Annotated in this window: 17 protein-coding genes and 2 pseudogenes; 10 read left to right on the top strand and 9 right to left on the bottom strand. The window is 62.5% G+C overall.

Features of this window, described 5'->3' with window-relative positions; genetic code table 11:
• Positions 1-309 precede the first annotated feature (309 nt).
• From BJG93_RS19295 to maiA, 5 genes are read left to right on the top strand one after another with little or no spacing between them, the layout of a single operon-like run.
• The gene (locus tag BJG93_RS19295; RefSeq protein ID WP_027195906.1) at positions 310-2,001 is read left to right on the top strand and encodes an FAD-dependent oxidoreductase; all 1,692 of its coding nucleotides are present in this window, start codon (positions 310-312) and stop codon (positions 1,999-2,001) included.
• A gap of 5 nt (positions 2,002-2,006) precedes the next feature.
• Positions 2,007-2,228: a DUF2783 domain-containing protein gene (locus BJG93_RS19290; RefSeq protein WP_027195905.1), complete on the top strand. Its 222-nt coding sequence runs from the start codon at positions 2,007-2,009 to the stop codon at positions 2,226-2,228.
• A gap of 39 nt (positions 2,229-2,267) precedes the next feature.
• Positions 2,268-3,602 carry a homogentisate 1,2-dioxygenase gene (gene hmgA / locus BJG93_RS19285; RefSeq protein WP_034478224.1) on the top strand — a complete coding sequence of 445 codons (1,335 nt, stop codon included), beginning with the start codon at positions 2,268-2,270 and terminating at the stop codon, positions 3,600-3,602.
• Positions 3,599-4,906, top strand: a complete 1,308-nt coding sequence (fahA, locus tag BJG93_RS19280; RefSeq protein WP_027195903.1) for a fumarylacetoacetase — start codon at positions 3,599-3,601, stop codon at positions 4,904-4,906. Before hmgA ends, fahA begins: the two co-directional genes overlap by 4 nt.
• A complete protein-coding gene (gene maiA, locus BJG93_RS19275) occupies positions 4,903-5,586 on the top strand; it encodes a maleylacetoacetate isomerase (protein WP_027195902.1) in 684 nt (227 codons plus the stop codon). The genes fahA and maiA overlap by 4 nt, the downstream gene beginning before the upstream one ends.
• A gap of 85 nt (positions 5,587-5,671) precedes the next feature.
• Here the strand turns inward: maiA and BJG93_RS19270 are convergent.
• Positions 5,672-6,665, bottom strand: a pseudogene (locus BJG93_RS19270) (IclR family transcriptional regulator); the annotation flags it as partial.
• Positions 6,666-6,833: 168 nt separating this feature from the next.
• Here BJG93_RS19270 and BJG93_RS19265 point away from each other — a divergent pair.
• Positions 6,834-7,793: an MBL fold metallo-hydrolase gene (locus BJG93_RS19265; protein ID WP_027195901.1), complete on the top strand. Its 960-nt coding sequence runs from the start codon at positions 6,834-6,836 to the stop codon at positions 7,791-7,793.
• A gap of 158 nt (positions 7,794-7,951) precedes the next feature.
• A complete protein-coding gene (locus BJG93_RS19260) occupies positions 7,952-9,277 on the top strand; it encodes an MFS transporter (RefSeq protein WP_027195900.1) in 1,326 nt (441 codons plus the stop codon).
• A gap of 156 nt (positions 9,278-9,433) precedes the next feature.
• Here BJG93_RS19260 and BJG93_RS19255 read toward each other — a convergent pair.
• The 5 genes and pseudogenes from BJG93_RS19255 to BJG93_RS19235 form a co-directional block, all read right to left on the bottom strand.
• A pseudogene (locus tag BJG93_RS19255) lies at positions 9,434-9,781 on the bottom strand (IS3 family transposase); the annotation flags it as partial.
• Positions 9,782-10,360: 579 nt separating this feature from the next.
• Entirely contained in the window at positions 10,361-11,995 is a 1,635-nt protein-coding gene (locus BJG93_RS19250; RefSeq protein WP_027195899.1) for an efflux transporter outer membrane subunit, read from the bottom strand.
• 13 nt (positions 11,996-12,008) lie between these two features.
• Positions 12,009-15,194 carry an efflux RND transporter permease subunit gene (locus BJG93_RS19245; protein WP_027195898.1) on the bottom strand — a complete coding sequence of 1,062 codons (3,186 nt, stop codon included), beginning with the start codon at positions 15,192-15,194 and terminating at the stop codon, positions 12,009-12,011.
• A 43-nt stretch (positions 15,195-15,237) separates the two neighbouring features.
• Positions 15,238-16,458 carry an efflux RND transporter periplasmic adaptor subunit gene (locus BJG93_RS19240; protein WP_027195897.1) on the bottom strand — a complete coding sequence of 407 codons (1,221 nt, stop codon included), beginning with the start codon at positions 16,456-16,458 and terminating at the stop codon, positions 15,238-15,240.
• 34 nt (positions 16,459-16,492) lie between these two features.
• Entirely contained in the window at positions 16,493-17,359 is an 867-nt protein-coding gene (locus tag BJG93_RS19235) for an alpha/beta hydrolase (RefSeq protein WP_027195896.1), read from the bottom strand.
• A gap of 175 nt (positions 17,360-17,534) precedes the next feature.
• Between BJG93_RS19235 and BJG93_RS19230 the strand changes: the two genes are divergently transcribed.
• From BJG93_RS19230 to BJG93_RS19220, 3 genes are all read left to right on the top strand, one after another.
• Entirely contained in the window at positions 17,535-18,539 is a 1,005-nt protein-coding gene (locus BJG93_RS19230) for a LysR family transcriptional regulator (protein ID WP_027195895.1), read from the top strand.
• Between the two features lie 210 nt (positions 18,540-18,749).
• Positions 18,750-19,055 (top strand): DUF4148 domain-containing protein, encoded by a 306-nt coding sequence (locus BJG93_RS19225; RefSeq protein WP_027195894.1) that lies wholly within the window; start codon positions 18,750-18,752, stop codon positions 19,053-19,055.
• Positions 19,056-19,422: 367 nt separating this feature from the next.
• Positions 19,423-20,403 carry an aldo/keto reductase gene (locus BJG93_RS19220; RefSeq protein WP_027195893.1) on the top strand — a complete coding sequence of 327 codons (981 nt, stop codon included), beginning with the start codon at positions 19,423-19,425 and terminating at the stop codon, positions 20,401-20,403.
• Between the two features lie 25 nt (positions 20,404-20,428).
• Here the strand turns inward: BJG93_RS19220 and BJG93_RS19215 are convergent, their stop codons facing one another.
• From BJG93_RS19215 to BJG93_RS19205, 3 genes are all read right to left on the bottom strand, one after another.
• Entirely contained in the window at positions 20,429-21,367 is a 939-nt protein-coding gene (locus BJG93_RS19215) for a lipase secretion chaperone (RefSeq protein ID WP_063828905.1), read from the bottom strand.
• A 94-nt stretch (positions 21,368-21,461) separates the two neighbouring features.
• The gene (locus BJG93_RS19210) at positions 21,462-22,712 is read right to left on the bottom strand and encodes a glycosyl hydrolase family 28 protein (protein ID WP_154671749.1); all 1,251 of its coding nucleotides are present in this window, start codon (positions 22,710-22,712) and stop codon (positions 21,462-21,464) included.
• A gap of 189 nt (positions 22,713-22,901) precedes the next feature.
• Positions 22,902-23,807: a cation diffusion facilitator family transporter gene (locus BJG93_RS19205; protein ID WP_027195891.1), complete on the bottom strand. Its 906-nt coding sequence runs from the start codon at positions 23,805-23,807 to the stop codon at positions 22,902-22,904.
• Between the last annotated feature and the right edge of the window lie 35 nt (positions 23,808-23,842).

Below are 23,842 nucleotides of genomic sequence, written 5' to 3'. Positions count from 1 at the left end.
GAAGCGCCTTTCCCTCGCCCCCCTTCCCCTAGCGTTCCTTTCCCTTCGCCTCGCTAACTCGCCCCGTCTCCATCCACCCGGCGTGTGCATGAATTCGCCCGCTTCTTCGCTCTCCACCGCCAGCATGGCATCGCCTTTCAACCCGCAACCAGGCCGTTCCGCGGTCGCATCGGCGCGTCTTGACTAGCCACACCAGGGGTAAACACAGATTCGTCCCGACCGAAAGCTGCATAGAATGGCAAATATTAGCAAGGAGCAATGATACTTGCTATAGATTAATAAATCCGACGCGCAGCACACGGAGACACGATGCAAATCGATTATCAAACGATGCGGTTCGACTACGAGCGAGCCGCCGACCACGACGCCGCGACGCCCACTACCTATCCGGTCGTCGTGATCGGAGCGGGCCCTGTCGGGCTGAGCGCCGCGATCGATCTTGCGCAGCAGGGCGTGCGTACCGTGCTCGTCGATAACGACGACACGCTGTCGAGCGGCTCGCGCGCCATCTGTTTCGCCAAGCGGACGCTGGAAATTTTCGACCGCCTCGGCTGTGGCGCGCAGATGGTGGACAAAGGCGTGAGCTGGAAAGTCGGCAAGGTGTTCCTGCAGGACGAACTGATCTACACGTTCAATCTGCTGCCCGAAACGGGACACGCCCGCCCCGCCTTCATCAACTTGCAGCAGTACTACGTCGAAGGCTATCTGGCCGGGCGCGCACGGCAGACGGCCAATCTGCAGATGCGCTGGAAAAGCAACGTCATCGGTCTGACCCAGCACGACGGCTATGTCGAATTGCAGGTCGAAACCCCCGACGGCGTCTACCCGATGCGCGCGCAATACGCGATTGCCGCCGATGGCTCCCGCAGCGCGGTGCGCAAGGCGCTCGGTCTCGATAGTCGTGGCCGTACGTTCAAGGACCGCTTCCTGATCGCCGACGTCAAGATGAAGGCGCCGTTTCCGAGCGAGCGCTGGTTCTGGTTCGATCCGCCGTTTCACCGCAATCAGTCGGTGTTGCTGCATCGTCAGCCCGACAACGTCTGGCGCATCGATTTCCAGCTCGGCTGGGACGCCGACCCGGTTGCGGAAAAGCAGCCGGAGAAAGTGATTCCGCGCGTGAAGGCATTGCTGGGCGAAGACACGGAGTTCGAACTCGAATGGGTCAGCGTCTACACGTTCTCGTGTCTGCGCATGGACAGCTTTCGGCACGGTCGGGTGCTGTTCGCGGGCGATGCGGCGCACGGCATGTCGCCGTTCGGCGCACGCGGCGCGAATAGCGGCGTGCAGGACGCCGACAACCTCGCGTGGAAGTTGCGGCTGGTGGTCAACGGCGACGCGCCGCCTTCATTGCTCGACACCTATGCATCGGAGCGCGAATACGCGGCCGATGAAAACATCCTGAACTCGTCACGCGCAACGGACTTCATCACGCCAAAAAGCGCGATCTCGCGGATGTTCCGCGATGCGACGCTCGAGCTCGCGAAAGACTGCCCGTTCGCGCGACGCATCGTCAATAGCGGGCGACTGTCGATTCCCGCCGTGTTGCGCGACTCGACGCTGAACACGCCCGACGCCGCTGACGCCGCGTTCTCCTGCACGATGGTGCCCGGCGCGGTCTGCACGGACGCGCCCGTGAAGGTGCAAGGCGACGACGCGTGGTTCCTCAACCAGACGGGCCACGGCGGCTTTACGGGCGTGCATTTCTGCGGCCATGGAGACGATCTTTCGGCGTGTGCCGAACAGCTTGCCGCGCTCGCCCGGCTCGCGGTTCCGGTGCGCACGGTGATCGTCGTGCCGCGCGGCGCTGCGGCGACGGCCTTGCCGGGTATGCCTGGCATCACCGTGGTCGAAGACGTGGAGGGCATCGTCACGCATCGCTTCGATGCGCGTCCCGGCACGTTCTATCTGCTGCGACCCGATCAGCATGTCTGCGCACGCTGGCGCGCGTTCGACGGCGGATCGGTCGCGAAAGCCGTCAATCGCGCTACGTGCAACGGATGACCATCATGACCACGCTGAATATCGAAACCAATATCGCCGACCCTGACGCGTTCTACGAAAAACTGATCGACGCGCACAACGGTCTGACCGACCAACAAAGTCATTTCATGAACGCGAAGCTGGTGCTGCTGCTCGCCAACCATATCGGCGATGCCAGCGTGCTGGCCGAGGCGCTCGCCATCGCCCGCGCGGGCGTCGCGTCCGATAACGACGCCGCGCCGCAATAGCCGCACTGATCCAACATTTCCCGTTCCACGGAGAAGCAGATGCCGGAAAACACACATGGACTGACACGGGTGTCGGACGACCGATACCAGTCCGGATTTGGCAACGAGTTCGCCACCGAAGCCTTGCCGGGCGTGCTGCCCGTGGGCCGCAACTCGCCGCAGCAGGTCGCAAGAGGGCTGTACGCCGAGCAGTTGTCGGGCACCGCGTTCACCGCGCCGCGCGCACACAACCGCCGTTCGTGGCTCTACCGGATTCGTCCGGCCGCCGTTCACAAGCCGTTCACACGGCTGTCGAACGACCGGCTGGTTGGCGACTTTTTGACGGTGCCGACGACGCCGCCCAACCAGTTGCGTTGGGACCCGCTGCCGATGCCCGATGGTCCGGTGGACTTCGTCGATTCGCTGGTGACGATGGCGGGCAATGGATCGGTGGCGTCGATGAGCGGCTGCGCGATTCATCTGTACGCAGCCACCGCATCGATGCATGAGCGCTTCTTCTATTCCGCCGACGGCGAATTCCTGATCGTGCCGCAGCGAGGCCGCCTGACGATTGCGACCGAACTCGGCGTACTCGATGTCGAGCCGTTCGAGATTGCGGTGATTCCGCGCGGCGTACGTTTTTCGGTTGCGCTGCCGGATGGCGAGGCGCGCGGCTACGTATGCGAAAACTTCGGCGCGTTGCTCGCGCTGCCGGACCTGGGACCGATTGGCTCCAACGGCCTCGCGAATCCGCGCGACTTCCTGACGCCTCATGCGGCTTTCGAAGATCGCGAAGGCCGGTTCGAACTGGTCGCAAAATTCGACGGTCATCTTTGGCGCGCGGATATCGGGCATTCGCCGCTCGATGTGGTGGCGTGGCATGGCAACTATGCGCCATACAAATACGATTTGCGGCACTTCAATACGATCGGCTCGATCAGCTACGACCATCCCGATCCGTCCATCTTCCTCGTGCTGCAATCGCCGAGCGATACGGAAGGCGTGCACTCGCTCGACTTCGTGATTTTCCCGCCGCGCTGGCTGGTCGCGGAAGATACGTTCCGCCCACCCTGGTTCCATCGCAATGTCGCAAGCGAGTTCATGGGACTCGTGCACGGCGCGTATGACGCAAAGGAAGAAGGCTTCGTGCCGGGCGGTGCAAGTCTGCATAACTGCATGTCCGGGCATGGGCCGGATGCGGAGACGTTCCGCAAAGCATCGGCATCGGACACGACCCAACCGCATAAGGTGGACAACACGCTCGCATTCATGTTCGAGACGCCGCGCGTGATTCGCCCGACTGCGTTCGCACTGGAAACCTCGCAATTGCAGGCCGAGTATTTCGAATGCTGGCAAGGTCTGCGGAAAAACTTCAAGCTGGAGACACAGGCATGACGAATCCCACTTCGATGACGTGGCAAGCGGCCAACGATCCGCGCCGTAAAAGCTGGGTCGAATCTGCAAACGATCCAGCCAGCGACTTTCCGATCCAGAACCTGCCGTTCGGCGTGTTCAGTGACAACCACAATGCGACGCCGCGGGTCGGTGTCGCGATTGGCGATCGCATCGTCGATCTCGCCGCACTTGCGGATAACGGGCTGCTGCCATCAGGCCCTGACGTGTTCGCGTGTGCGTCGCTGAACCGCTTTATCGGGCTCGGACAGGCGCAGTGGCGCGCAGTGCGCGCGCAGCTGTCGTCGCTGCTCGATGCGAACACGGCCTCGTTGCGCGACGACGCTTCGCTGCGCGAGAAGGCGCTGGTCGCGCAAGCCGATGCCCGGATGCATCTGCCCGTCGAGATTCCGGGCTATACGGATTTCTATTCGTCGAAGGAACATGCGACCAACGTCGGCTCGATGTTCCGCGATCCGAAGAACGCCCTTCTGCCTAACTGGCTCGAAATCCCGATTGGTTATAACGGCCGCGCGTCGTCGGTGGTCGTCAGCGAAACGCCCGTCAGGCGACCCAACGGCCAGATCAAGACGCCCGACAGCGATCGCCCGATTTACAGCCCGTGCCGCAAGCTCGATATCGAACTGGAGACGGGTTTTATCGTCGGCACGAATACGACGCTCGGCGAGCCGGTTGCATGCGAACAGGCTGAGGCACATATCTTCGGCATGGTGCTGCTCAACGACTGGAGCGCCCGCGACATCCAGCAGTGGGAATACGTGCCGCTCGGACCGTTCAATTCGAAAGGCTTTGCCACCACGATTTCGCCGTGGATCGTGACGCTCGACGCGCTCGACCCATTCCGCTGCGCACAGCCGGAACAGTCGCCGCAACCGCTGCCGTATCTGCGTCACGCAGGAAGACACGGCTTCGATATTCAACTCGAAGTCCATCTGCACGGCGCGGGCGAACCCGAGACGTCTACGATTTGCCGCACCAACTTCAAATACATGTACTGGACGATGGCGCAGCAACTCGCGCATCACACCGCTTCCGGCTGCAACCTTCGGGTCGGCGACCTGATGGGCTCGGGAACGATCAGCGGCGCAACGCCGGATTCGTGCGGCTCGCTGCTGGAATCGACGTGGAACGGCCAGCGCCCGCTCGCGCTGCCTTCCGGCAACACGCGCGCGTTCCTTCAGGACGGCGACGAAGTGGCGATACGCGGATGGTGCCAGGGCGACGGCTATCGCGTCGGCTTCGGCACATGCTCTGGGAAGATCCTGCCCGCGCCGGAGCTTGCATGAGCGATCCCACGCTGCATGGCTATTTCCGCAGCTCGGCGTCGTATCGGGTGCGGATCGCGCTGGCGTTGAAAGCGATTCCGTTCGACCAGTCGCCGGTCCATCTGGTGCGCGACGGCGGCGAGCATCTGAAGCCCGCATATCGTGCGATCAATCCCGATGGGCTCGTACCGTCGCTGACGCATAGCGTTGGCGATCAGACGCATGTGCTCACGCAATCGCTTGCGATCATCGACTATCTGGACGAGGTATATCCGGAGCCACCGCTGTTGCCTCGCATCGCGCTGGATCGCGCGTATGTGCGCTCCGTGGCGTTGCAGGTGGCATGCGACATTCATCCGGTGAATAACCTGCGCGTGCTGAAGTATCTGAGCGGCACGCTCGGTATCACGGACGAGCAGAGGAGCGCGTGGTATCGGCACTGGATCGAGCTTGGCTTCGCTTCGCTGGAGAAGCGGCTGTCGGTCGATCCGCGCGTCGCCACGCTCGTGTTCGGCGATACGCCGACGCTCGCGGACCTCTGCCTCGTGCCGCAGGTCTGGAACGCGCGGCGCTTCGACGTGCCGCTCGACGCCTATCCGACGATAGTCAGGATCGCCGGTCACGCGATGAGCCTTCCCGCTTTCGCTGCCGCCGAGCCGTCCTTGCAACCCGATGCCGAGCCGCCGCCCCACTCCGCTTAACCACGCGCCGCGCGTCGGCATCAGCCGCACAGCCGGTCGCGGAGTCAATTGCAGGGTCGCAAAGTCAGCCGCCGATCCAGCCAAAGCGCCACGACAGCGGGCGACCTGCCGAAACCAGCGCGAGCAACAGTTCGCCCGTGCTGTCGAGCGCGCTGATGCCGCGCTGCACTTTCGGATCGCTGGTTTGAGTCACGTTGAAACCGGACGTGTCCGGAGTGGCAGTCTGCATGGTTTCAATTCGAGGCGACGAGCGCTTCGGTGATTTGCCGGGTGGTTTCGATCAACTGGCGAGCCACCTCGCCGTCCCAGCCGACGTCGATCGATCCCGAGGAGCCAATTGCCGTCAACGCAAGCTGCATTCGCTGCTGCGCGTCGAACACCGGCACGCTCAGGCTGCTGATGCCCGGACTCGGCACGTCGATGCCGCGCTCTATCCCGCGTGCGCGAATGGCGTCGAAGCGCTTGGACCATTGCGCATCGACCACCGGTGTCCTGGCCGAGTTGTCACCCGGCGACGATGCATCGGGCGCGAGCGCCTGACTCCGCGCCATCTGGCCGACCTGCTCGCGCGCGTAAAAAGCACAGAAGATGCGGCCCGTGGACGTGGCTTCGAGCGACATCACCGTGCCGATATGCAGATTCACATGCAGCGGAAAACCGCCGCGCTCATATCTCACGATGGTCGGCCCTTGCGCGCCTGCCACGCAGATCGCCACGCTGAAACCAATCCGTTCGGCGAGCGCTGGCGCATACGATGCGGCGATCCGGTACACCGGTTGCTGTTCAATATGCATGAGCCCGAGCCGCAACGACAGCGGGCCCAGCTCGTAATTGCCCGTCAGCGCGTCGCGCTTGACGAGGCCAAGACGCGTCAGGCTCACCAGATACGTGTGGGCCTGCGCGGAAGGCAGTTGCGCCTCGCCCGCCAGTTCGGTCAGGCCGAGCGGCACGCGATGCCGCGCCAGCGCTTCGAGCAGACGCCCGCCTACCTCGACGCTTTGAATGCCGCGTTGCTTCTTCTCGACCGAGGCGTCAGCCGTCGTATGACCGGGACTTTCGTCCGCAGCGGATTTGACCAATTCGGTGCCTCGCAATGGAAGGGATAGATGGTATCCGATTGAGCCCCTTGCCCCGACACACGGGAGTTTACCCTACGTTAGTGAAAGGCAAGTTGATTTGCTATTGACAAATTTTTGCGTGGCGACGACCATGGCTCATCCCCAACGAGTCGTATAACGGAGACATACATGGCAAAGGCTTTTGCATCCCAGGCCGACCTGGAAGAAAAGAAAATCACGTGGACCCAATTGTCCGAAAACGCCTATGCGTATACGGCCGAGGGCGACCCGAATTCTGGCGTCATCATTGGCGACGACAGCGTGCTGATCGTCGACACCACCGCCACGCCCGCAATGGCGCAAGACCTGATCGCGAAGATCCGCAGCGTGACCGACAAGCCCATCAAATACGTCGTGCTGTCGCACTATCACGCGGTGCGTGTGCTCGGCGCGTCGGCGTATTTCAACGAAGGCGCGCAGCAGGTGATCGCGAGCCGCGGCACCTACGAAATGATCGTCGAGCGCGGCGAAGCCGATATGAAATCGGAAATCGAGCGCTTTCCGCGTCTGTTTGCGGGCGTCGAAACCGTTCCCGGTCTGACGTGGCCGACTCTCGTGTTCGAAAAGGAAATCACGCTGTTCCTCGGCAAGCTCGAAGTGCGCATCGCACATCTGGGTGCCGGTCATACGAAGGGCGACACGGTGGTGTGGCTGCCATCGCAGAAGGTGCTGTTTTCCGGCGACCTCGTCGAATACGACGCTGCCTGCTATTGCGGCGACGCGCAACTCGAACAATGGCCCGCGACGCTCGAGGCATTGCGCGCGCTTAATGCGGACAAGCTCGTGCCGGGACGCGGCCCCGCGCTGCTCAATCCGGCTGACGTGAACAAGGGCCTCGACTACACAAAAGACTTCGTGACGACGCTGCTGCAAGCCGGCCGCGACGCGTACAAGGACAAGCTCGATTTGAAGGGCGCGATGGCGCTCACGCGCAAGGCGATGGACCCGAAGTTCGGCCAGGTGTTCATCTACGAACACTGCCTGCCGTTCGACGTTTCACGCGCGTATGACGAAGCGAGCGGCATCACGCATCCGCGTATCTGGACCGCGCAGCGCGACAAGGAAATGTGGGCCGCGCTGCAGGGCTGATCGCGAAACAGGGCGCGGCACGCGCCGCGCACTGATCGCACGAAGCACACCTGGAAAGGCCGTCCGGCTTTTCCTCTCACCGTTCAGAACATGAAGGCGCACAGACGCCTCGGGCTTGCTCGTCTCCAGTCAGACGCGCAACGTATATGGAGCGAGACATGCAACATTCCCTCGATGGCGACGCCATTCGGCAAGTCGCACCGGTCACGGCCGATCACCTGATGTTTCAGAAGGTCGCGTGGCGCATCATTCCGTTTCTGTTTCTCTGTTATGTCGTGTCCTTTCTGGACCGCATCAATATTGGTTTTGCGCAATTGCAGATGAAGCACGATCTCGGCTTCAGCGATGCCATGTATGGGCTTGGCGCAGCCGTGTTCTACGTCGGCTATGTGCTGTGCGAAGTGCCGAGCAACATCCTGCTCGCCCGATACGGCGCACGTAAGACCTTCATGCGCATCATGCTGCTGTGGGGCATCGCGTCGATGTGCATGATGTTCGTATCGAAGCCGGCGCACTTCTATATCCTGCGATTCATGCTCGGCGTGTTCGAGGCAGGCTTCTTCCCCGGCATCGTGCTGTATCTGACCTACTGGTTTCCGGCAAATCGTCGCGCGGCGGTGATCTCCGTGTTCTTTGCGGGCGTCGCGGTAGCGGGGGTGCTGGGCGGCCTGTTTTCCGGCTGGATCATGCGCGACATGAACGGCGTGATGGGACTGTTCGGCTGGCAATGGATGTTCGCAATCGAAGGCGCACCCGCCGTGATCCTCGCGTTTCTCACATGGCGCTACCTGGTGGACAAGCCGCACCACGCGAACTGGCTCACCCAGGAAGAAAAGGACCGGCTCCTTGCACTCTGCGCGCAAGGCCAGGCGAAGGACAGCAAGCACGACGGTCGCAGTTTCGCGGCGGCGCTGCTCAATCCGCGCGTCTATCTGTTCGCGTTCATTTACTTCTCGCTGACCTGCGCGTCGCTCACGTTGAACTTCTGGATGCCGCTGATGATCCGCGATTTCGGCATCAAGGATGTCGTGTCGGTGAGTCTCTATACCGTCGTGCCGAACGCGATCGGCGCGATCGGTCTCGTCTTGATTGCGCGTCGTTCCGATCGCACGGGCGAGCGGCGCAAGCACTTTGCGTTTTGCACGATCGGCGGCGGGCTGGCGCTGGCGGCACTGACGCTGCATCTGAACAGCTTTCCCGCGATGCTAGCGATCCTGTCGCTTGCCGCCGTATTGATCTTCGCCGCACTGCCGATCTTCTGGTCCGTGCCGACGAGCTATCTTTCCGGCAAGGCTGCGGCATCCGGCATTGCGTTTATCAGCAGCATCGGGATCACGAGTGGCATTGTCAGCCCATGGGTAATCGGCCAGATTCGCACGAGTACGGGCAGCATGGATCTCGCGGTGTACCTTCTCGCGAGTTTGCTGGTGCTGAGCGGGCTGGCGTTGATGGTCGGCATCAAGGCCCAGGCAGTGAAGGCTTAGTCATCCGGCCGCGCTCAGGCGTCTCCAGCAATGACGCCACGCGCGACTTTCGCGTTTGTCGATATCTGTTTCGCAAGCTTGTCGGTTTCATCGGCAAGCGTTTTGATTTCTGATGTCGGTCGGAATCCGTGGACGCCAACGGGTTAAGCAGCGATTTTACTCAATATGGAATCGCTGCGTGATTGCGGCCGGCGACAGATAGTCCAAACGCGCCTGTGTGCGCTGCCGGTCATAAGAGATTTCGATGTATTCCGGTGATTTCTTTCTCAGCTTGATTGCGGGTGACGAACTTGCGATGACAGCCAAGTTCATTTTTCAGCGGGCTCCGGAATGATTCGATGCTGGCGTTGTCGAAGCAGTTTCCACGTCTGCTCACCGACGCCTGCATGCCGAACTGTTTGAGGAGCTTCGATAGGCGTGAGCGCAGTACTGACTGCCACGTTCCGTGTACTGTATGAGAGCAGCCGGTGGTCGGTGAGACGCGGCGGCACGAAACAGCGCCTCATCCTGCCCCTCTTTACTGTTCCCAAGCAAACACACGGGAAGTTCGCCATGCACCCTTGCGCGGGCCCGTCCTGCGGGCCGCTCCGGACTCGCTCGAACGCGGCCATCCCCGTCCCGTAACGGGTCCTTCGTGCGATCGATTGGTCTATCGAGCTAACGATGAGAGCGGGCCGGTTCGTCTTCCGAGAGGGGCCTTTCTTTAAGTGTCTGCAGACGTCCGCGAGTGTCAATAAAGCGGCCGTGCCAGATGTCGAACAACGCTAGTTATTTACGGTACTCAGGGCATAGGAAGTCGTCGCGTCCATATAGCCCTATAGGAAATTGGGTTGCGAATCCTGTTGACAGTGCATAGGTCACCTTAACTGGTGCAGAACGGCGCGGTGGCGCTGGTCGGTAGTTTGAACCGCAAGCCGGAAATCTCTCATGGGGAATCGACGCGACGCCTGGGGCGCCGCAAGCCGCCTCGAGTGTACCGAGAAACTTCCGGCAGAGTCCCGCTGAACAACGCCGGACGGCGCTTACGCGCCGCCCGGCGTGGGTGATGAGGTCGATGAAGCGCTTGCTAACAGGGTTCGGAATTCAGCGCTTCGCCACCTGCTGTTGCGCTGAAACAGGTGCAGCCATCGCCGCACCGCCGGCAACGTCGACCGGCACCGGCGCCGCTCCGACCGCCGTCTCCCCCGCCGCCGCATCGCCCCAACCACCGCCGAGCGCGCGAATCAGATTCACGGTCGCGACCGCCTGAACCCCCGCCAGATGGCTCGCCTGCAATTGCGACTGCAGCACCTGCCGCTCGCCATCGATCACGTCGAGGTAACTGACCGCGCCCTCCGTGTACTGCGTGCGCGACAGATGCGCGGCGCGCTGCGACGCATCGACTGCGTCGTTCTGCTCGCGCATCTGATCGTCGAGCAAGCGCAGATCGGCGAGATTGTCCTCGACTTCACGGAACGCCACGAGCACCTGCTGGCGATATTGCGCGACGTCCTCGTCGTACTTCGACCGCGCCTGCGCGAGATTGGCCTTGCGACGGCCGCCGTCGAAGATCGGCATCGTCAGTGCGGTACCCGCGAACGGACCGAGGATGAACGCGCGGCTCGACCACATGAACAGGTCGCCGAGCGTCGCCGATTCAAAGCCGAACGCACCGGTGATGTCGAGCTTCGGGAAAAAGGCCGACTTCGCGAGCCCGACGCGCGCATTCGCTGCCTGCATCGCGCGTTCGGCTGCCGCGATGTCCGGTCTGCGTTCGAGCAGCGCCGACGGCAAGCCCGGCGGCACGCGCACCGTCACCGGCGCGAGCGGTGCTTCCGCGAACGAAAAGTTCGCGGGCGGCTTGCCGAGCAGAATCGCGAGGCTGTGCTCCGAGGCCGCCCGTTGCCGCGCGACGCCGACTGCATCGGCACGCGCGCTCGCGAGCTCGTTACGCGAGCGCGACAGGTCCAGCTCGCTGATATCGCCTTCCCTGAAGCGCCGTTCGACGAGCTTCAGCGTGTCTTCGCGCAATGCGACGGTGCGGCGATACAGGTCCTGGTCCGTGTCGAGCTCGCGCAACTGGAAGTAGTTCTGCGCGACGTCGGCCTGCAACGACAGCTGCACTGAACGGAACAGCGCTTCGCTCTGCTGCTCGTCCGAGCGCGACGCATTCACGTTCGAGCTGACCCGCCCAAACAGATCCGCTTCATATGACGCGCCGACCTGCGCGCGCCAGATCGTGCCCGTCGTGCCGCCCGCGCTGTCCGGCTGGAATTGCGACGCCGCCGACGCACGCTCGCGCGTCGGGCCGAAGCCCGCGTCGAACTTCGGGAACCAGTCGGACTTCGCGGCCTGCGTGACCGCGCGTGCCTGCTGCACGCGCGCGGCCGCGGCCTTCAGGTCCTGGTTCGCGGCGGCGGCCTGTTCTTCGAGCGCATCGAGCTGCGGGTCACCGAACACCTTCCACCATTCGCCACGCAGCGCGTCGTCGGCGGGCTGGGCCGGTTTCCACGTGCCGGCGTTTTGTGCCGACGCAGCCGAACCAGCCGTCACTCCCGACGCCGCCGCGGCCGACGTCGCCACCGCGGGCGCTTCCTTGAACGCCGCCGGCGTATCGACGTCGGGACGCTTGTACGTCGGCTCGACAGAGCAAGCGGCCAGCAGCGCAACCAGCAAACCGCTCGCAGCCGCGCGGCCCCAACCGCGCAAAGATACAAAGCGAGATTCAAAGCGTTTCATTGTTGTTTTCTCCTCAAGCGTCCGTAACCGGCGCGCTATAGCGCGGCGCATCCTTCTGCGCGACGTGAATCGTCCCGCCGGCGAGCGAACGCAGCACCACATAGAACACCGGCGTCAGCATCAGACCGAACAGCGTGACGCCGAGCATGCCGAAAAACACCGCGACGCCCATCGCGTGACGCATCTCCGAACCCGCGCCGCTCGACAGCACCAGCGGCACCACGCCCATGATGAATGCGATCGACGTCATCAGAATCGGGCGCAGACGCAGGCGGCTCGCTTCGATTGCCGCCTGCAACGGGCTGCGTCCATCGTGTTCGAGCTCACGCGCAAACTCGACGATCAGGATCGCGTTCTTCGCCGACAAGCCCACCAGCACCATCAAACCGATCTGCGTGAAGATGTTGTTGTCGCCACCGGTGAGCCACACGCCGGTCAGCGCGGACAGCACACTCATCGGCACGATCAGGATCACCGCGAGCGGCAGCGTCAGGCTTTCGTACAACGCCGCGAGCACGAGGAACACCAGCAGCACGCTGATCGGGAACACCCACATGCCCGCGTTGCCGGCAAGGATCTGCTGATACGTCAGGTCGGTCCATTCGAGCTTCACGCCGCGCGGCAATACCTCGGCCGCCACGCGTTCGGCCGCGGCTTGCGCCTGCCCTGACGAATAGCCGGGCGCGGGGCCGCCGTTGATGTCGGCCGCCGTGTAGCCGTTGTAGCGCACCACCATCTCCGGTCCGTAAGTCGGCGTCACCGTGACGAGCGACGACAACGGCACCATGTCGCCCGCCGCGTTGCGCGTCTTCAGTTGCAGGATGTCGTCGGCGCGTTGACGGAACGGTGCATCCGCCTGCACGCGCACCTGATACACCCGCCCAAAGCGGTTGAAGTCGTTCACATAGAGCGAGCCCAGATAGATCTGCATCGTGTCGAACACGTCCGTGACCGGCACGCCGAGCTGTTTCGCCTTCACGCGATCGAGATCGACGTTCAGTTGCGGTACGTTGATCTGATAGCTGGAGAAGGTCGGCCCGAGTTCGGGGGTTTGCGCCGCGCGCTTCACGAATGCTTCGGCCGCTTTATTGAGCTCCGCGTAGCCGAGCGCGCCGTGGTCTTCGAGCTGCATCTTGAAGCCGCCGAGGGTGCCGAGACCGAGCACCGGCGGCGGCGGGAACACCGCGACGAAGGAGTCCTTGATCGCGCCGTACTGCTGGTTCAACGCACCGGCAATCGCGCCTGCCGAGAGCTTCTTGTTGCCGCGCTCCTTGAACGGCTTCAGCGTAACGAAGACGATGCCCGCGCTCGAACTATTCGTGAAGCCATTCACCGACAGGCCAGGGAAGGCCACCGCGCTTTCGACGCCCGGCTGCTTCAGCGCGATCGCGCTCATATCGCGGATCACCTTCTCCGTGCGATCGAGCGACGCACCGTTCGGCAACTGCGCGAACGCGATCAGATACTCCTTGTCCTGCGCGGGCACGAAGCCGCCCGGCACGACCCGCGCCACCAACACGGTCGCACCGACGAGGATCGCGTACACCGCGAGCATCCCGCCCTTGCGACGCAGCACACCGGTCACACCACGGCCATACGCTTCGGAACCACGATGAAAAACCTTGTTGAAACGCTTGAAGAAGCCGCCGAGCACACGGTTCATCACACGCGTCAGCCAGTCTTCCTTCTCGCCGTGGCTGCGCAGCAGCAGCGCGGACAACGCCGGCGACAGGGTCAGCGAATTGAACGCCGAGATCACCGTCGAGATCGCGATGGTCATCGCGAACTGCTTGTAGAACTGGCCCGTGAGACCCGTCATGAAGGCGAGCGGCACGAACACGGCGACGAGCGTCAGCGCAATCGCGATGATCGGCCCGCTCACTTCGCGCATCGCCTTGTAGGTCGCCTCGCGCGCACTCAGCCCGCTTTCGATGTTGCGCTCGACGTTCTCCACCACGACGATCGCATCGTCGACGACGATCCCGATCGCGAGCACCATGCCGAATAACGACAACGCGTTGATCGAAAAGCCGAACGCGAGCAGCAGCGAGAAGGTACCGACGATCGACACCGGCACCGCGATCAACGGAATGATCGACGCGCGCCACGTCTGCAGGAACACGATCACGACGATCACGACCAGCGCGATCGCTTCGAGCAGCGTATGGATCACCGCCTCGATACTCGAACGCACGAACTGCGTCGGGTCATAGACGATCCGGTACTCGACGCCGGCCGGCATGTCTTCGGCGAGTTCCTTCATCGCCGCGCGCACCTGTTCGGAAATCGCGAGCGAGTTCGCACCCGGCGCCTGGTTGATCGCCAGCGCAACCGCGGGCTTGTTGTCGAGCAGCGACCGCAGCCCATACTCCGACGCCGCGAGTTCGACGCGAGCAATATCGCGCAGATAGGTCACGCCGCCGTCGGGCGTGGTCTTCACGATGATGTCGCCGAATTCGCCCTCGGTCTTCAAACGGCCGCGCGCATTCACCGACAACTGCAACTGCGTGCCAGGCACCGACGGCGATGCACCGATCACGCCGGCCGCGACCTGGATGTTCTGCTCGCGAATCGCGTTGACGACTTCGGTCGCGGTGAGGCCACGCTGCGCGACTTTCTGCGGATCGAGCCAGATACGCATCGCGTAGTCGCCCGAGCCCCACAGCTGCACTTCGCCGACGCCTTGAATTCGCGCGAGCCGATCCTTCACGTTCAGCAGCGCGTAATTGCGCAGATACGTCATGTCGTAACGATCGTTCGGCGAGATCAGGTGCACGACCATCGTGAGCGTCGGCGAACTCTTGATCGTCGTCACGCCGAGCCGCTGCACGTCTTCCGGCAGACGCGGCAGCGCCTGATTGACGCGGTTCTGCACGAGCTGCGTGGCGAGGTCGGGGTTGGTGCCGAGCTTGAACGTGACCGTCAGCGTCAGATTGCCGTCGCTATTCGCCTGCGACTGCATGTACAACATGTTCTCGACACCGTTGATCTGTTCTTCGAGCGGCGCGGCGACCGCTTCGGCGATGACCTTCGGATTCGCGCCCGGGTACTGTGCGTGCACCACCACCGAAGGCGGCACCACTTCCGGGTACTCGGAAATGGGCAGCTTGAACAGCGAGATGATGCCCCCGAGCAGGATCAATACCGATAGCACGCCTGCAAAGATCGGGCGATCGATGAAGAATTTGGATATGTTCATTGGAAGCTCTTAACGTTGGAGCATGCGCGTTGGAGCACGCGGCTCACGAATTGCCTTTCGCGCCGGCGTCCGCCTTCGCACGCGACTGCGCGAGCGCTGCGCTGTTCGGGTCGTCGTCGGTCGTCATCGGCACCATGTGCGCGCGTACCGTGTCGCCGGGACGCACGCGCTGAACGCCGTTGACGACGATGCGGTCGCCCGGCTTCAGACCGTCCTTGACGACGCGCAGATTGCCTTGCATCGAACCCGTCGTGATGTTGCGATAAACGACGTGGTTGCCCTGGTCGACCACCAGCACGAACTTCTTGTCCTGGTCGGTGCCCACCGCGGCGTCATCGATCAATAGCGCCGGATGCGGTGCGCTGCCGCCCACTTTGACGCGTGCGTAGAGGCCCGGAATCAGTGCGCCGTCCGCGTTGTCGAACTTCGCGCGCACGCGGATGGTGCCCGACGACGTGTCGAGCCGGTTGTCGACCGACTCGATCGTGCCGCTGCGCGAGTAGCCGGATTCATCGGCGAGACCGAGTTCGACCGGCACCTTGGCGCCGTCCTTCGCGCGGCTCAGGTATTGCAGATAGGTCTGCTCGTCGGCGTCGAACGACGCGTAGATCGGCGACACCGACACGAGGGTCGTCAGCGGCGCCGAACTGGCGCCGGCCGACACGACGTTGCCGACCGTGATCTCCGCGCGCGACACGCGGCCCGACACCGGCGCGACGATCTTCGTGTAGCCGAGATTGATGCGCGCGGTTTCGAGCGCGGCTTGCGCGGCCTTCAGGTTCGCGCTCGCCTCGCGCGCGGCGTTCTGCTTCTCGTCGTAGTCGCGTTTGGCGATCGCGTTTTCGACGATCAGCCGTTGCGCGCGTTCCCAGTCGCTTTGCGTGTAACCGGTGCGCGCCTGCGCGGCCGCGAGCTGCGCTTGCGCGCGATCGACTTCGGCCGCATACGGGCGCGGATCGATCACGAACAGCGTGTCACCCTGCTTGACTAGCGCGCCGTCCTTGAAGTTGACCGACACGATCGTGCCCGGCACCTGCGAACGCACGTCCACTTTCTGGACGGCTTCGAGACGGCCCGAATACGACTGCCAGTCGGTGATCGTCTTCTGCACGACAGTCGCCACGTCCACTTCCGGCACGATGGTCGGCGCGGCTGGCGAGCTCGCATCCACACGGATCGCGCCGAACGTGCCAAGCCCGGCAAGAACGACGACCACTAGCGCGGCAAGCGCCACGCGGCGGCGGGAAAGAGGAAGGATAGTCATGTGTAGCTCCCGGTATCGTTGATTGAATTTCTGTTTATCGATGAGCGCGCGCATCGAAGCGCCACTGGAAAAAACGCACCGCTTCCTGCAAAGCGGGCGGATGATCGGCGAGCGCCGCGTGCGACACGCTCGGAAAGCGCACCACCTGGGTCTGCACGCCGGCGTCGATCAAATTGCTTGCATACTTCTCGGCCTCGACGTGCAGCACGTCGTTCTGCGCGGTGGCGATCAGCGTGGCCGGCAAGCCGGCGAGCCGCGACGATTCGAGCGGCGCCGCGTACGGATGGATGCGCTGGGACGCCTGCGGCAGATACGCGCGATAACACGCGGCGCACTCGCGCGCGGTGATGTCCGAACCGAGGCGCTGCTCGTCGCCGAGCCGCGTGAGGCTCGGATCGAGCATCGGGCCGAACAGCGCCTGCGCGCTGATCTGCACGTCGCCACGATCACGCGCGATGAACGCGAGACAATTGGCGAGTTGGCCGCCCGCGTCATGGCCCGCCACGCCGATCTTTCTGCTATTGCCGCCAAACGCCCGCGCCCGCGTCTGGACCCACAGCGCCGCGCGATGCGCGTCTTCGGGCGCGGCCGGAAACGGAAACCGCGGCGCGAGCGAATAGCCGACCGATACGACAAGCGCCGGTAAGTGTTCTGCGAAATACCGCGCGGCGAAGTCGGCGGATTCGATGGAGCCTTTCGTAAAGCCGCCGCCGTGAAAATAAAGCAGTACCGGCAGCGCGGTTTTCTTCGTCAGCCGGTACAGGCGCAGCGTAATCGGCTGAGCGTGACCATCGATACCCACGTCGGTGAGTTCAAGCGTTGCGTGATTGGCCTCAGCGCCAGTGTCTTCGGCGAAAACGCCGGTGGAAACAGGCGGGTAAGGCAATTTGAATGCATCCATGTCGAGCCGCGCAAATGCGCATAGAACTTCAATGGTGCGAATTGTGGGTTCGGCAGACTCGTAAATAAATGCCTATAATCCGGCAACACAATTCGGTGCCTTTGAACAATCCCGTTGCGATTGTTTTCGCGGACTCCATTCCCGCCTGCGCACCTGCCCCTTTCGGAGGTTTGCAATGGACCGGCTTCAGGCCATGCAAGTGTTCACGCGTGTCGTCGACACCAACAGCTTTACCCGTGCAGCCGAAACGCTCGATCTGCCGCGCGCATCGGTTACTACGATCATTCAGAACCTCGAAGCGTTTCTCGGCACCCGGCTGATGCACCGGACCACCCGGCGTCTGTCGCTCACGCCCGATGGCGCCGCGTACTACGAGCGGTGCGTGCGCATCCTCGCGGACGTCGAGGAGACCGAGGCGAGTTTTCAGAGCGGCAACAAGAAGCCCCACGGCAAACTGCGCATCGACATGCCGGGTTCGATCGGGCGCTTGCTCGTGATTCCCTCGCTGTGCGAATTCCACACCCGCTATCCGGACATCGATCTGCAACTGGGCCTGACCGACCGGCCCGTCGATCTGCTGCAGGAAGGCGTCGATTGCGTCGTGCGGGTCGGCGCGCTGCAGGATTCGTCGCTGGTCGCGCGCCGCATCGGTCTGTTCGAGGGCGTGACCTGCGCGTCACCCGACTACATCAAGCGTGCGGGCATGCCCGCCTCGCTCGAAGATCTCGACAATCACAAGGCCGTCAACTACTTCTCGAGCCGCACGGGACGCACGATCGATTGGGCGTTCATGGTGAACGGCAGCGAAGTGGAAGTGAAGATGAAGAGCATCGTGTCGGTCAACGACGCGGATGCCTACGTGACCTGCGGACTCGAAGGCTTCGGCCTGATCCAGCCGGCGCTCTTCATGGTGCTGCCGCATTTGCGCTCGGGTCAGCTCGTCGAAGTACTGCCGGAGTTGAAACCCTTGCCGATGCCGATTTCGGCAGTCTATCCGCACAGTCGTCATCTGTCGCCGAAAGTCCGTGTTTTCGTAGACTGGATTGCTGAGCTGTTCGATCGTTGCCCATTGCTGAGCGGACGCGGCAGTCTCGATGCCACCTGTACGAAGCGCACGTTCGAGGAGCGCGAGTCCGCGCCCGCACTCGACACGCCCGTGATGACCGAATGGGTCGCATGACGCGCGGTAAGTGAAACAGTGAATTCCAGCCGCGGCGCCAATGCCGCGGCCACTGCGCAATCGCACGGCGCCGTCCATCCCTTTCCGCGATTGTTCTTGAATCGCGACAATTCATTTCGCAAAACCGCGATTTATCCGCTCGGCGTCGACGTCTACATTTCACCCTGTCGCAGCGCCACCGCGCTGCCAATGAATCGACAGGAGTGGATCATGAAACGCAATCTGTTGGCAGGCCTCGCTCTTTCGCTGCTCGTCAGCGCTCCGGCATTCGCGCAAGGCGGCGGCGGTATCGGCCGCGCAGGAACGTATGACACGCAGCCGGCGCCGACTGCAAGCACGAAGACACGCGCCGAGGTCAAGGCCGAAGTCGTCGCCGCGTATCGCGACGGTTCGCTGCCGTCGTTGAACCGCACCTCGTATCCGGACAAAGGCCTGATCGGCCAGACGCAAGCCGCGCGCATCGCGTTGCAGGAACGGGACAACGGCGAAGTGACGCGCGTCGCGAAGGGCCAGTAACGAGTTGGCGGAAGTTATTCAGAACCCGGCGCGCTCGCGCGAACGATCCGGCTTCGCGAAGAACTGCCGGTCATCGCGCAGAACCGCGCGCCTCTTGAGCAAGGAGAACATCATGACACCATCGGAACTCGATCAGTGGAATACGGACACGCCCGTGTGGACTCCCTATCGTCCGGTACGGCATTGAGCGTTAACTGTCGTTCACGGCACTCGCCGTTATGCGCCCGCGAAGTGGCTTCGCGGGCGCTTTGCCATTGGAGCGATCGAAAGCGCCGCGGCCCGTGACGACGCGCTTGCCGTCGTTTCCCTATAATCGGACATCTTTCCCTCGCAGCGGGTTTGTGCCCTTCACGACAGGAGCACCACGATGGACTATGTGAAACTTGGCCGCACCGGCCTCGATGTATCGCGTCTTTGTCTCGGCTGTATGAGTTATGGCGTGCCGTCGCGCGGCACGCACCCGTGGTCGCTCGACGACGAAGCCGCACGGCCGTTCATCAAGCAGGCACTCGATCACGGCATCAACTTCTTCGATACGGCCAACGTCTATTCGGACGGCACCAGCGAGGAAATCGTCGGGCGTGCGCTGAAGGACTTTGCGAAGCGCGATGAGATCGTGCTCGCCACCAAGGTCAATAGCCGCATGCATCCCGGCCCGAACGGCGCGGGGCTCTCGCGCAAGGCGATCATGGCGGAGATCGATCACAGCCTGCGGCGTCTCGGTACCGACTACGTCGACCTGTATCAGATCCATCGCTGGGACTACGGCACGCCGATCGAGGAAACGATGGAAGCGCTGCACGATGTCGTGAAAGCCGGCAAGGCGCGCTATATCGGCGCATCCTCGATGTACGCATGGCAGTTCGCCAAGGCGTTGCATGTGGCGGAGCGCCACGGCTGGATGCGCTTCGTGACGATGCAGAACTACGTGAATCTGTTGTACCGCGAGGAAGAGCGCGAAATGCTGCCGCTGTGCGAAAGCGAGGGCATCGGCGTAATTCCGTGGAGTCCGCTTGCACGTGGACGCTTGACGCGCGACTGGGACAGCGAAAGCGCGCGCTCGGAAACCGATGAATTCGGCCGCACGCTGTACGCGCACACGCAAGAAGCGGATCGGCGTGTCGTCGAGCGGGTCAGCGAGATCGCGAAGGAGCGCGGCGTGCCACGCGCGCAGGTCGCGCTAGCCTGGGTGCTGCAGAAGAAACCGATTACCGCGCCGATCGTCGGCGCGACAAAACTGCATCATCTCGACGATGCAGTCGCGGCGCTTTCCTTAAAGCTCAGTGACGAAGAGATTCACCGGCTCGAAGAACGGTATGTGCCGCATGCGGTGATGGGGTTCAAATAGGCGCGGTGACGCGTACCGGAAGCCCTCACGGTCCCAGTTCATGTGCGCGCTGCCGTTCGGCTTGCGTCGGAAACAGTCTCACTCGCAAAGCCTGAAGCTGCGCGTTACGCTGGGAGGTGTCGAGACCCGGATCGTGACTGATTGTTTGAGCGTCGCTCTGATAGCTCGAATATCGCTCGGCCCAATGCTGTCCTTCGTGGCTCCGTTCGCTGAAACTCGTCACGGCTTTTTGCAATAGCCCAAGCAGGTATTGGATGTGCAGTTTTTCGTCGTGGCTGTTTTGCCAATGAGGAACCGGATAACGCGGCTGCCGCGCGAACGCGGCTACCCCTTCCTGATCGGCCGCGCGTTGCCGCCATTCGTCGATTGCCTGCGTCAATTGCGAATCGTCGTTCTGATACCAGGCCTGCTCCACCTGGTCGCCCAGCATGCGTTGCCGCAATTGATCGCGCTGCTGACGCCACGTCATGATGCGGTTGATGTCGACGTTCGATGCACTCAGGTTCTGCGCATTCAGGTTCTGCGCGGCGAGCAGTTCGTCGTGCGCTGCCATATAGGCCACGTAATGCTCGGCGAGCAGCACCGCTTCCTCGGAAGCGGGAGGACGGAGCCGGGTTCTCAGATACAGCTTCAGTTGGTCCGCGCGATCGTCGTCCGCCTGTTCGAGAAGAAAGAAATCGATCAGGTCGTGCAATGCGTCGTTGACAATCAGATGATGACTGTCCGTGATTGCTAAACCATTGGCGAGGCGCGAATCGGCGGGCCAGATGCGCAACGAGTTATCGGTCTGCGCCGCGGGTGCGTGGACTGAAGCCGCCGGAGCCGCGTTGTTTTCGCTATCGGCAACGACGCTCGTCGCAGCCCCCGCCGCTGGCGCCGCGTGCCGGAAGTACAGCACGCCGGTCGACAGCCCCAGCGCCGCCGCGCAGATCACGCAAACAGGTCCCAGCCATTTTTCCGGCATGCTGATCCTTGACCACAATCGCTTGATAGAGCGATGCGGAAGAGCCGCTGATCATGCGCCTCTCCGCACCGCTCGCCGCTACCCTACGGCGCGGTTAGAACGAGCAACTCGGTACGCTGCCGCTCAGCGTGAAACTCGACGTGGTGACGCCAGTGCCGGACGGTGTGACGTTCGAGTTATACAGACCGACGCTCGCGTACTGGTCGCCGCTTTGCGCGGTCGCATCGAGGCTGACATTGGCCAGATACGCTGTCACCGGATAGCTCGAGCTGCGTCCATCGATCTTCGTATAGGCACCGGACACAGACGCCGTCGAATACGCACCATTGACGATGATGTTCGACAACGTCGGGCTGCCGCCGCTACTACAACTGCTGTAGTTCGTGTCCATCACGATCAGATGCTTTGCGTTGGTGATGCAGGTATTGACGTAGCTGACCTGCTGCACCGTCAGCGAACATGGATCGGCCTTCACGTTGATCGCGTTCGCGTCGGTCGAGGCCGTGCCGTTCAGATCGTTGCCGTACACATAGTTGTTGTTGAACAGGATATTCGACACCGTATTCTGCGCGATGCTGCCGACCGACAAACCGTGCGTGCCATGCAGCTTCGTGTTCGAAACGGTGACGTTCGAGATGTTGCCCGAGTTCGTCTTGACCGCGACGCCATCGTCTCCGGCTTCGATATCCGAGTTGGTCACCGTCGCATTGGTCAGGCTGTCGATGTCGATACCGTCGGCATTCTTACGCGTGGCCGGCGTGCGAATCGACACGTTCCATGCGGTGAAGCCGCTGCCGCCTTCAACGTAGAGGTTCGGATGGGCCGCCTGAGACAGCGTCACGTTATAGACGATGAAGTTCGTTGTATTGCTCGCCTGTACGAGCCGCGGCGTGCCAGTGATGATATCGCCGCGGCCGTCGACGGTGCCCGGTCCCATCAGTGACGCGTTCGTGCCCGAGAATGACAGCAGGTTCGCATTGCTTGAATAGCTATTGTTGCCATACAACGTGACGCCCGAGTTGACCACGATACCCGCGCCGCTGATCGTCAGACTGTCGGTATAGAACGCGTTGTTCGATCCGGAAGTGGCCAGCACGACGCTGCCGCCCGTGCCGGCGCAGCTGTTCAACGCCGCCTGCAGACGGCTCGTGTCGTCGGTAGTCGGCGGTGATGCGCGTTGCGAACTCGTGAATTGCGCGGTGAGCGTGGTGCAAACAGTGGGATAGCCTGGCTGCGTCACCGTTCGGCTGTCGCCGGTCGCCAGTGTTTGCGCGTGAGCGGCAATAGCAAACAGACAGGAACAAGTAAGGACAACGGAAGAAAAGGCGCGACCGATATTTTTCATCGACATCTCCGATGTGACGCAGTTCTTTTAATGGGAACCTGATGTGGAACGTGGGCGAGTGGCCTGACTACTCTAGAGTCGTATGACCAATTCCCCGACGAATACTAGGTTCCGGGGTCGGGCGTGTCAAGCAGCGAGATGTCGATTCGGGCGACGTGAGCGCAGGCCCGTTATGAATGGAAGACGTTTTTAATTGCGCGGCACGTCCGGTTCAAAAAACACCCAGCGCACCTGAGGAAACGTGGCCTGCAGATCGGCCTCGATGAGATTGATCGCATCGACCATCGCGCGGCCGCTCGCATAGTCGATCATTTCCGCCTGCACCGCCACCACCACGTGACGCCCCCACTGCAACGTAATCATGTTGATGATGCCGCGAATCTCGGGACGCGCGCGCAGATGCGCGTCGATGGCGCTGCGCATTTCCGGGCTCGCGGATTCGCCGGCGATCATCGACTTCACTTCACGCGCGATGAGCCACGCGATCGTCATCAGCAGAAGACCCACCCCCACCGAGCCGAGCGCGTCATACACGGGGTCGCCGGTCACCATCGTCGATAGCACGGCGACGAAGGCGATCGCCAGACCGAATAGCGCGGCGATATCTTCGCCGGCCACGACCAGCAGATCCGATTCGCGCGTCTCACGAAACCAGCGCCAGAGATTTTTATCCGGATGCGTCTTGCGAATCTCCCTCACCGCGCCCCACAACGATAGCGATTCCAGCACCACCGACACACCGAGCACCGCCAACGCGACGAACGCATACTGCAACGGCTCGCGCGCAATCAGTCGATGCACACCCTCATACACCGAAAACGCTCCGCCGACGAAAAACAGCAGCAACGCAACCAGCAGCGAATAGAAGTTGATTTCCCGTCCACTGCCCATCGGGTGCAAAGGGCTCACCGGCTTGCGCGCTTCGCGCAGCCCGAAAAGCAGCAGCAGTTGATTGCCGCAATCGGCGGTGGAGTGAATCGCCTCGGCGAACATCGAGCCTGAGCCGGTGAACGCGGCCGCGGCGAACTTGCAGACGGCGATGCCCAGGTTGGCGGCGAGTGCGTAAAAAATGGCTTTCGGCGATTCTTCTTTCATCGGCTGGCGGGCGTCCATGAGTGTGCTGGGTACTG

This window comes from Paraburkholderia sprentiae WSM5005 (genome assembly GCF_001865575.2).
GTDB classification, from domain to species: domain Bacteria; phylum Pseudomonadota; class Gammaproteobacteria; order Burkholderiales; family Burkholderiaceae; genus Paraburkholderia; species Paraburkholderia sprentiae.
This window is presented reverse-complemented; position numbering and strand designations above follow the sequence as displayed.

Coding starts and splice junctions, on each gene's coding strand:
- BJG93_RS19260 (WP_027195900.1), top strand. CDS start 7,952: ATGCAACATTCCCTCGATGGCGACGCCATTCGGCAAGTCGCACCGGTC.
- BJG93_RS19295 (WP_027195906.1), top strand. CDS start 310: ATGCAAATCGATTATCAAACGATGCGGTTCGACTACGAGCGAGCCGCC.
- hmgA (WP_034478224.1), top strand. CDS start 2,268: ATGCCGGAAAACACACATGGACTGACACGGGTGTCGGACGACCGATAC.
- BJG93_RS19205 (WP_027195891.1), bottom strand. CDS start 23,807: ATGAAAGAAGAATCGCCGAAAGCCATTTTTTACGCACTCGCCGCCAAC.
- BJG93_RS19265 (WP_027195901.1), top strand. CDS start 6,834: ATGGCAAAGGCTTTTGCATCCCAGGCCGACCTGGAAGAAAAGAAAATC.
- BJG93_RS19230 (WP_027195895.1), top strand. CDS start 17,535: ATGGACCGGCTTCAGGCCATGCAAGTGTTCACGCGTGTCGTCGACACC.
- BJG93_RS19225 (WP_027195894.1), top strand. CDS start 18,750: ATGAAACGCAATCTGTTGGCAGGCCTCGCTCTTTCGCTGCTCGTCAGC.
- BJG93_RS19220 (WP_027195893.1), top strand. CDS start 19,423: ATGGACTATGTGAAACTTGGCCGCACCGGCCTCGATGTATCGCGTCTT.
- BJG93_RS19290 (WP_027195905.1), top strand. CDS start 2,007: ATGACCACGCTGAATATCGAAACCAATATCGCCGACCCTGACGCGTTC.
- BJG93_RS19240 (WP_027195897.1), bottom strand. CDS start 16,458: ATGACTATCCTTCCTCTTTCCCGCCGCCGCGTGGCGCTTGCCGCGCTA.
- BJG93_RS19235 (WP_027195896.1), bottom strand. CDS start 17,359: ATGGATGCATTCAAATTGCCTTACCCGCCTGTTTCCACCGGCGTTTTC.
- fahA (WP_027195903.1), top strand. CDS start 3,599: ATGACGAATCCCACTTCGATGACGTGGCAAGCGGCCAACGATCCGCGC.
- BJG93_RS19245 (WP_027195898.1), bottom strand. CDS start 15,194: ATGAACATATCCAAATTCTTCATCGATCGCCCGATCTTTGCAGGCGTG.
- BJG93_RS19210 (WP_154671749.1), bottom strand. CDS start 22,712: ATGAAAAATATCGGTCGCGCCTTTTCTTCCGTTGTCCTTACTTGTTCC.
- maiA (WP_027195902.1), top strand. CDS start 4,903: ATGAGCGATCCCACGCTGCATGGCTATTTCCGCAGCTCGGCGTCGTAT.
- BJG93_RS19215 (WP_063828905.1), bottom strand. CDS start 21,367: ATGCCGGAAAAATGGCTGGGACCTGTTTGCGTGATCTGCGCGGCGGCG.
- BJG93_RS19250 (WP_027195899.1), bottom strand. CDS start 11,995: ATGAAACGCTTTGAATCTCGCTTTGTATCTTTGCGCGGTTGGGGCCGC.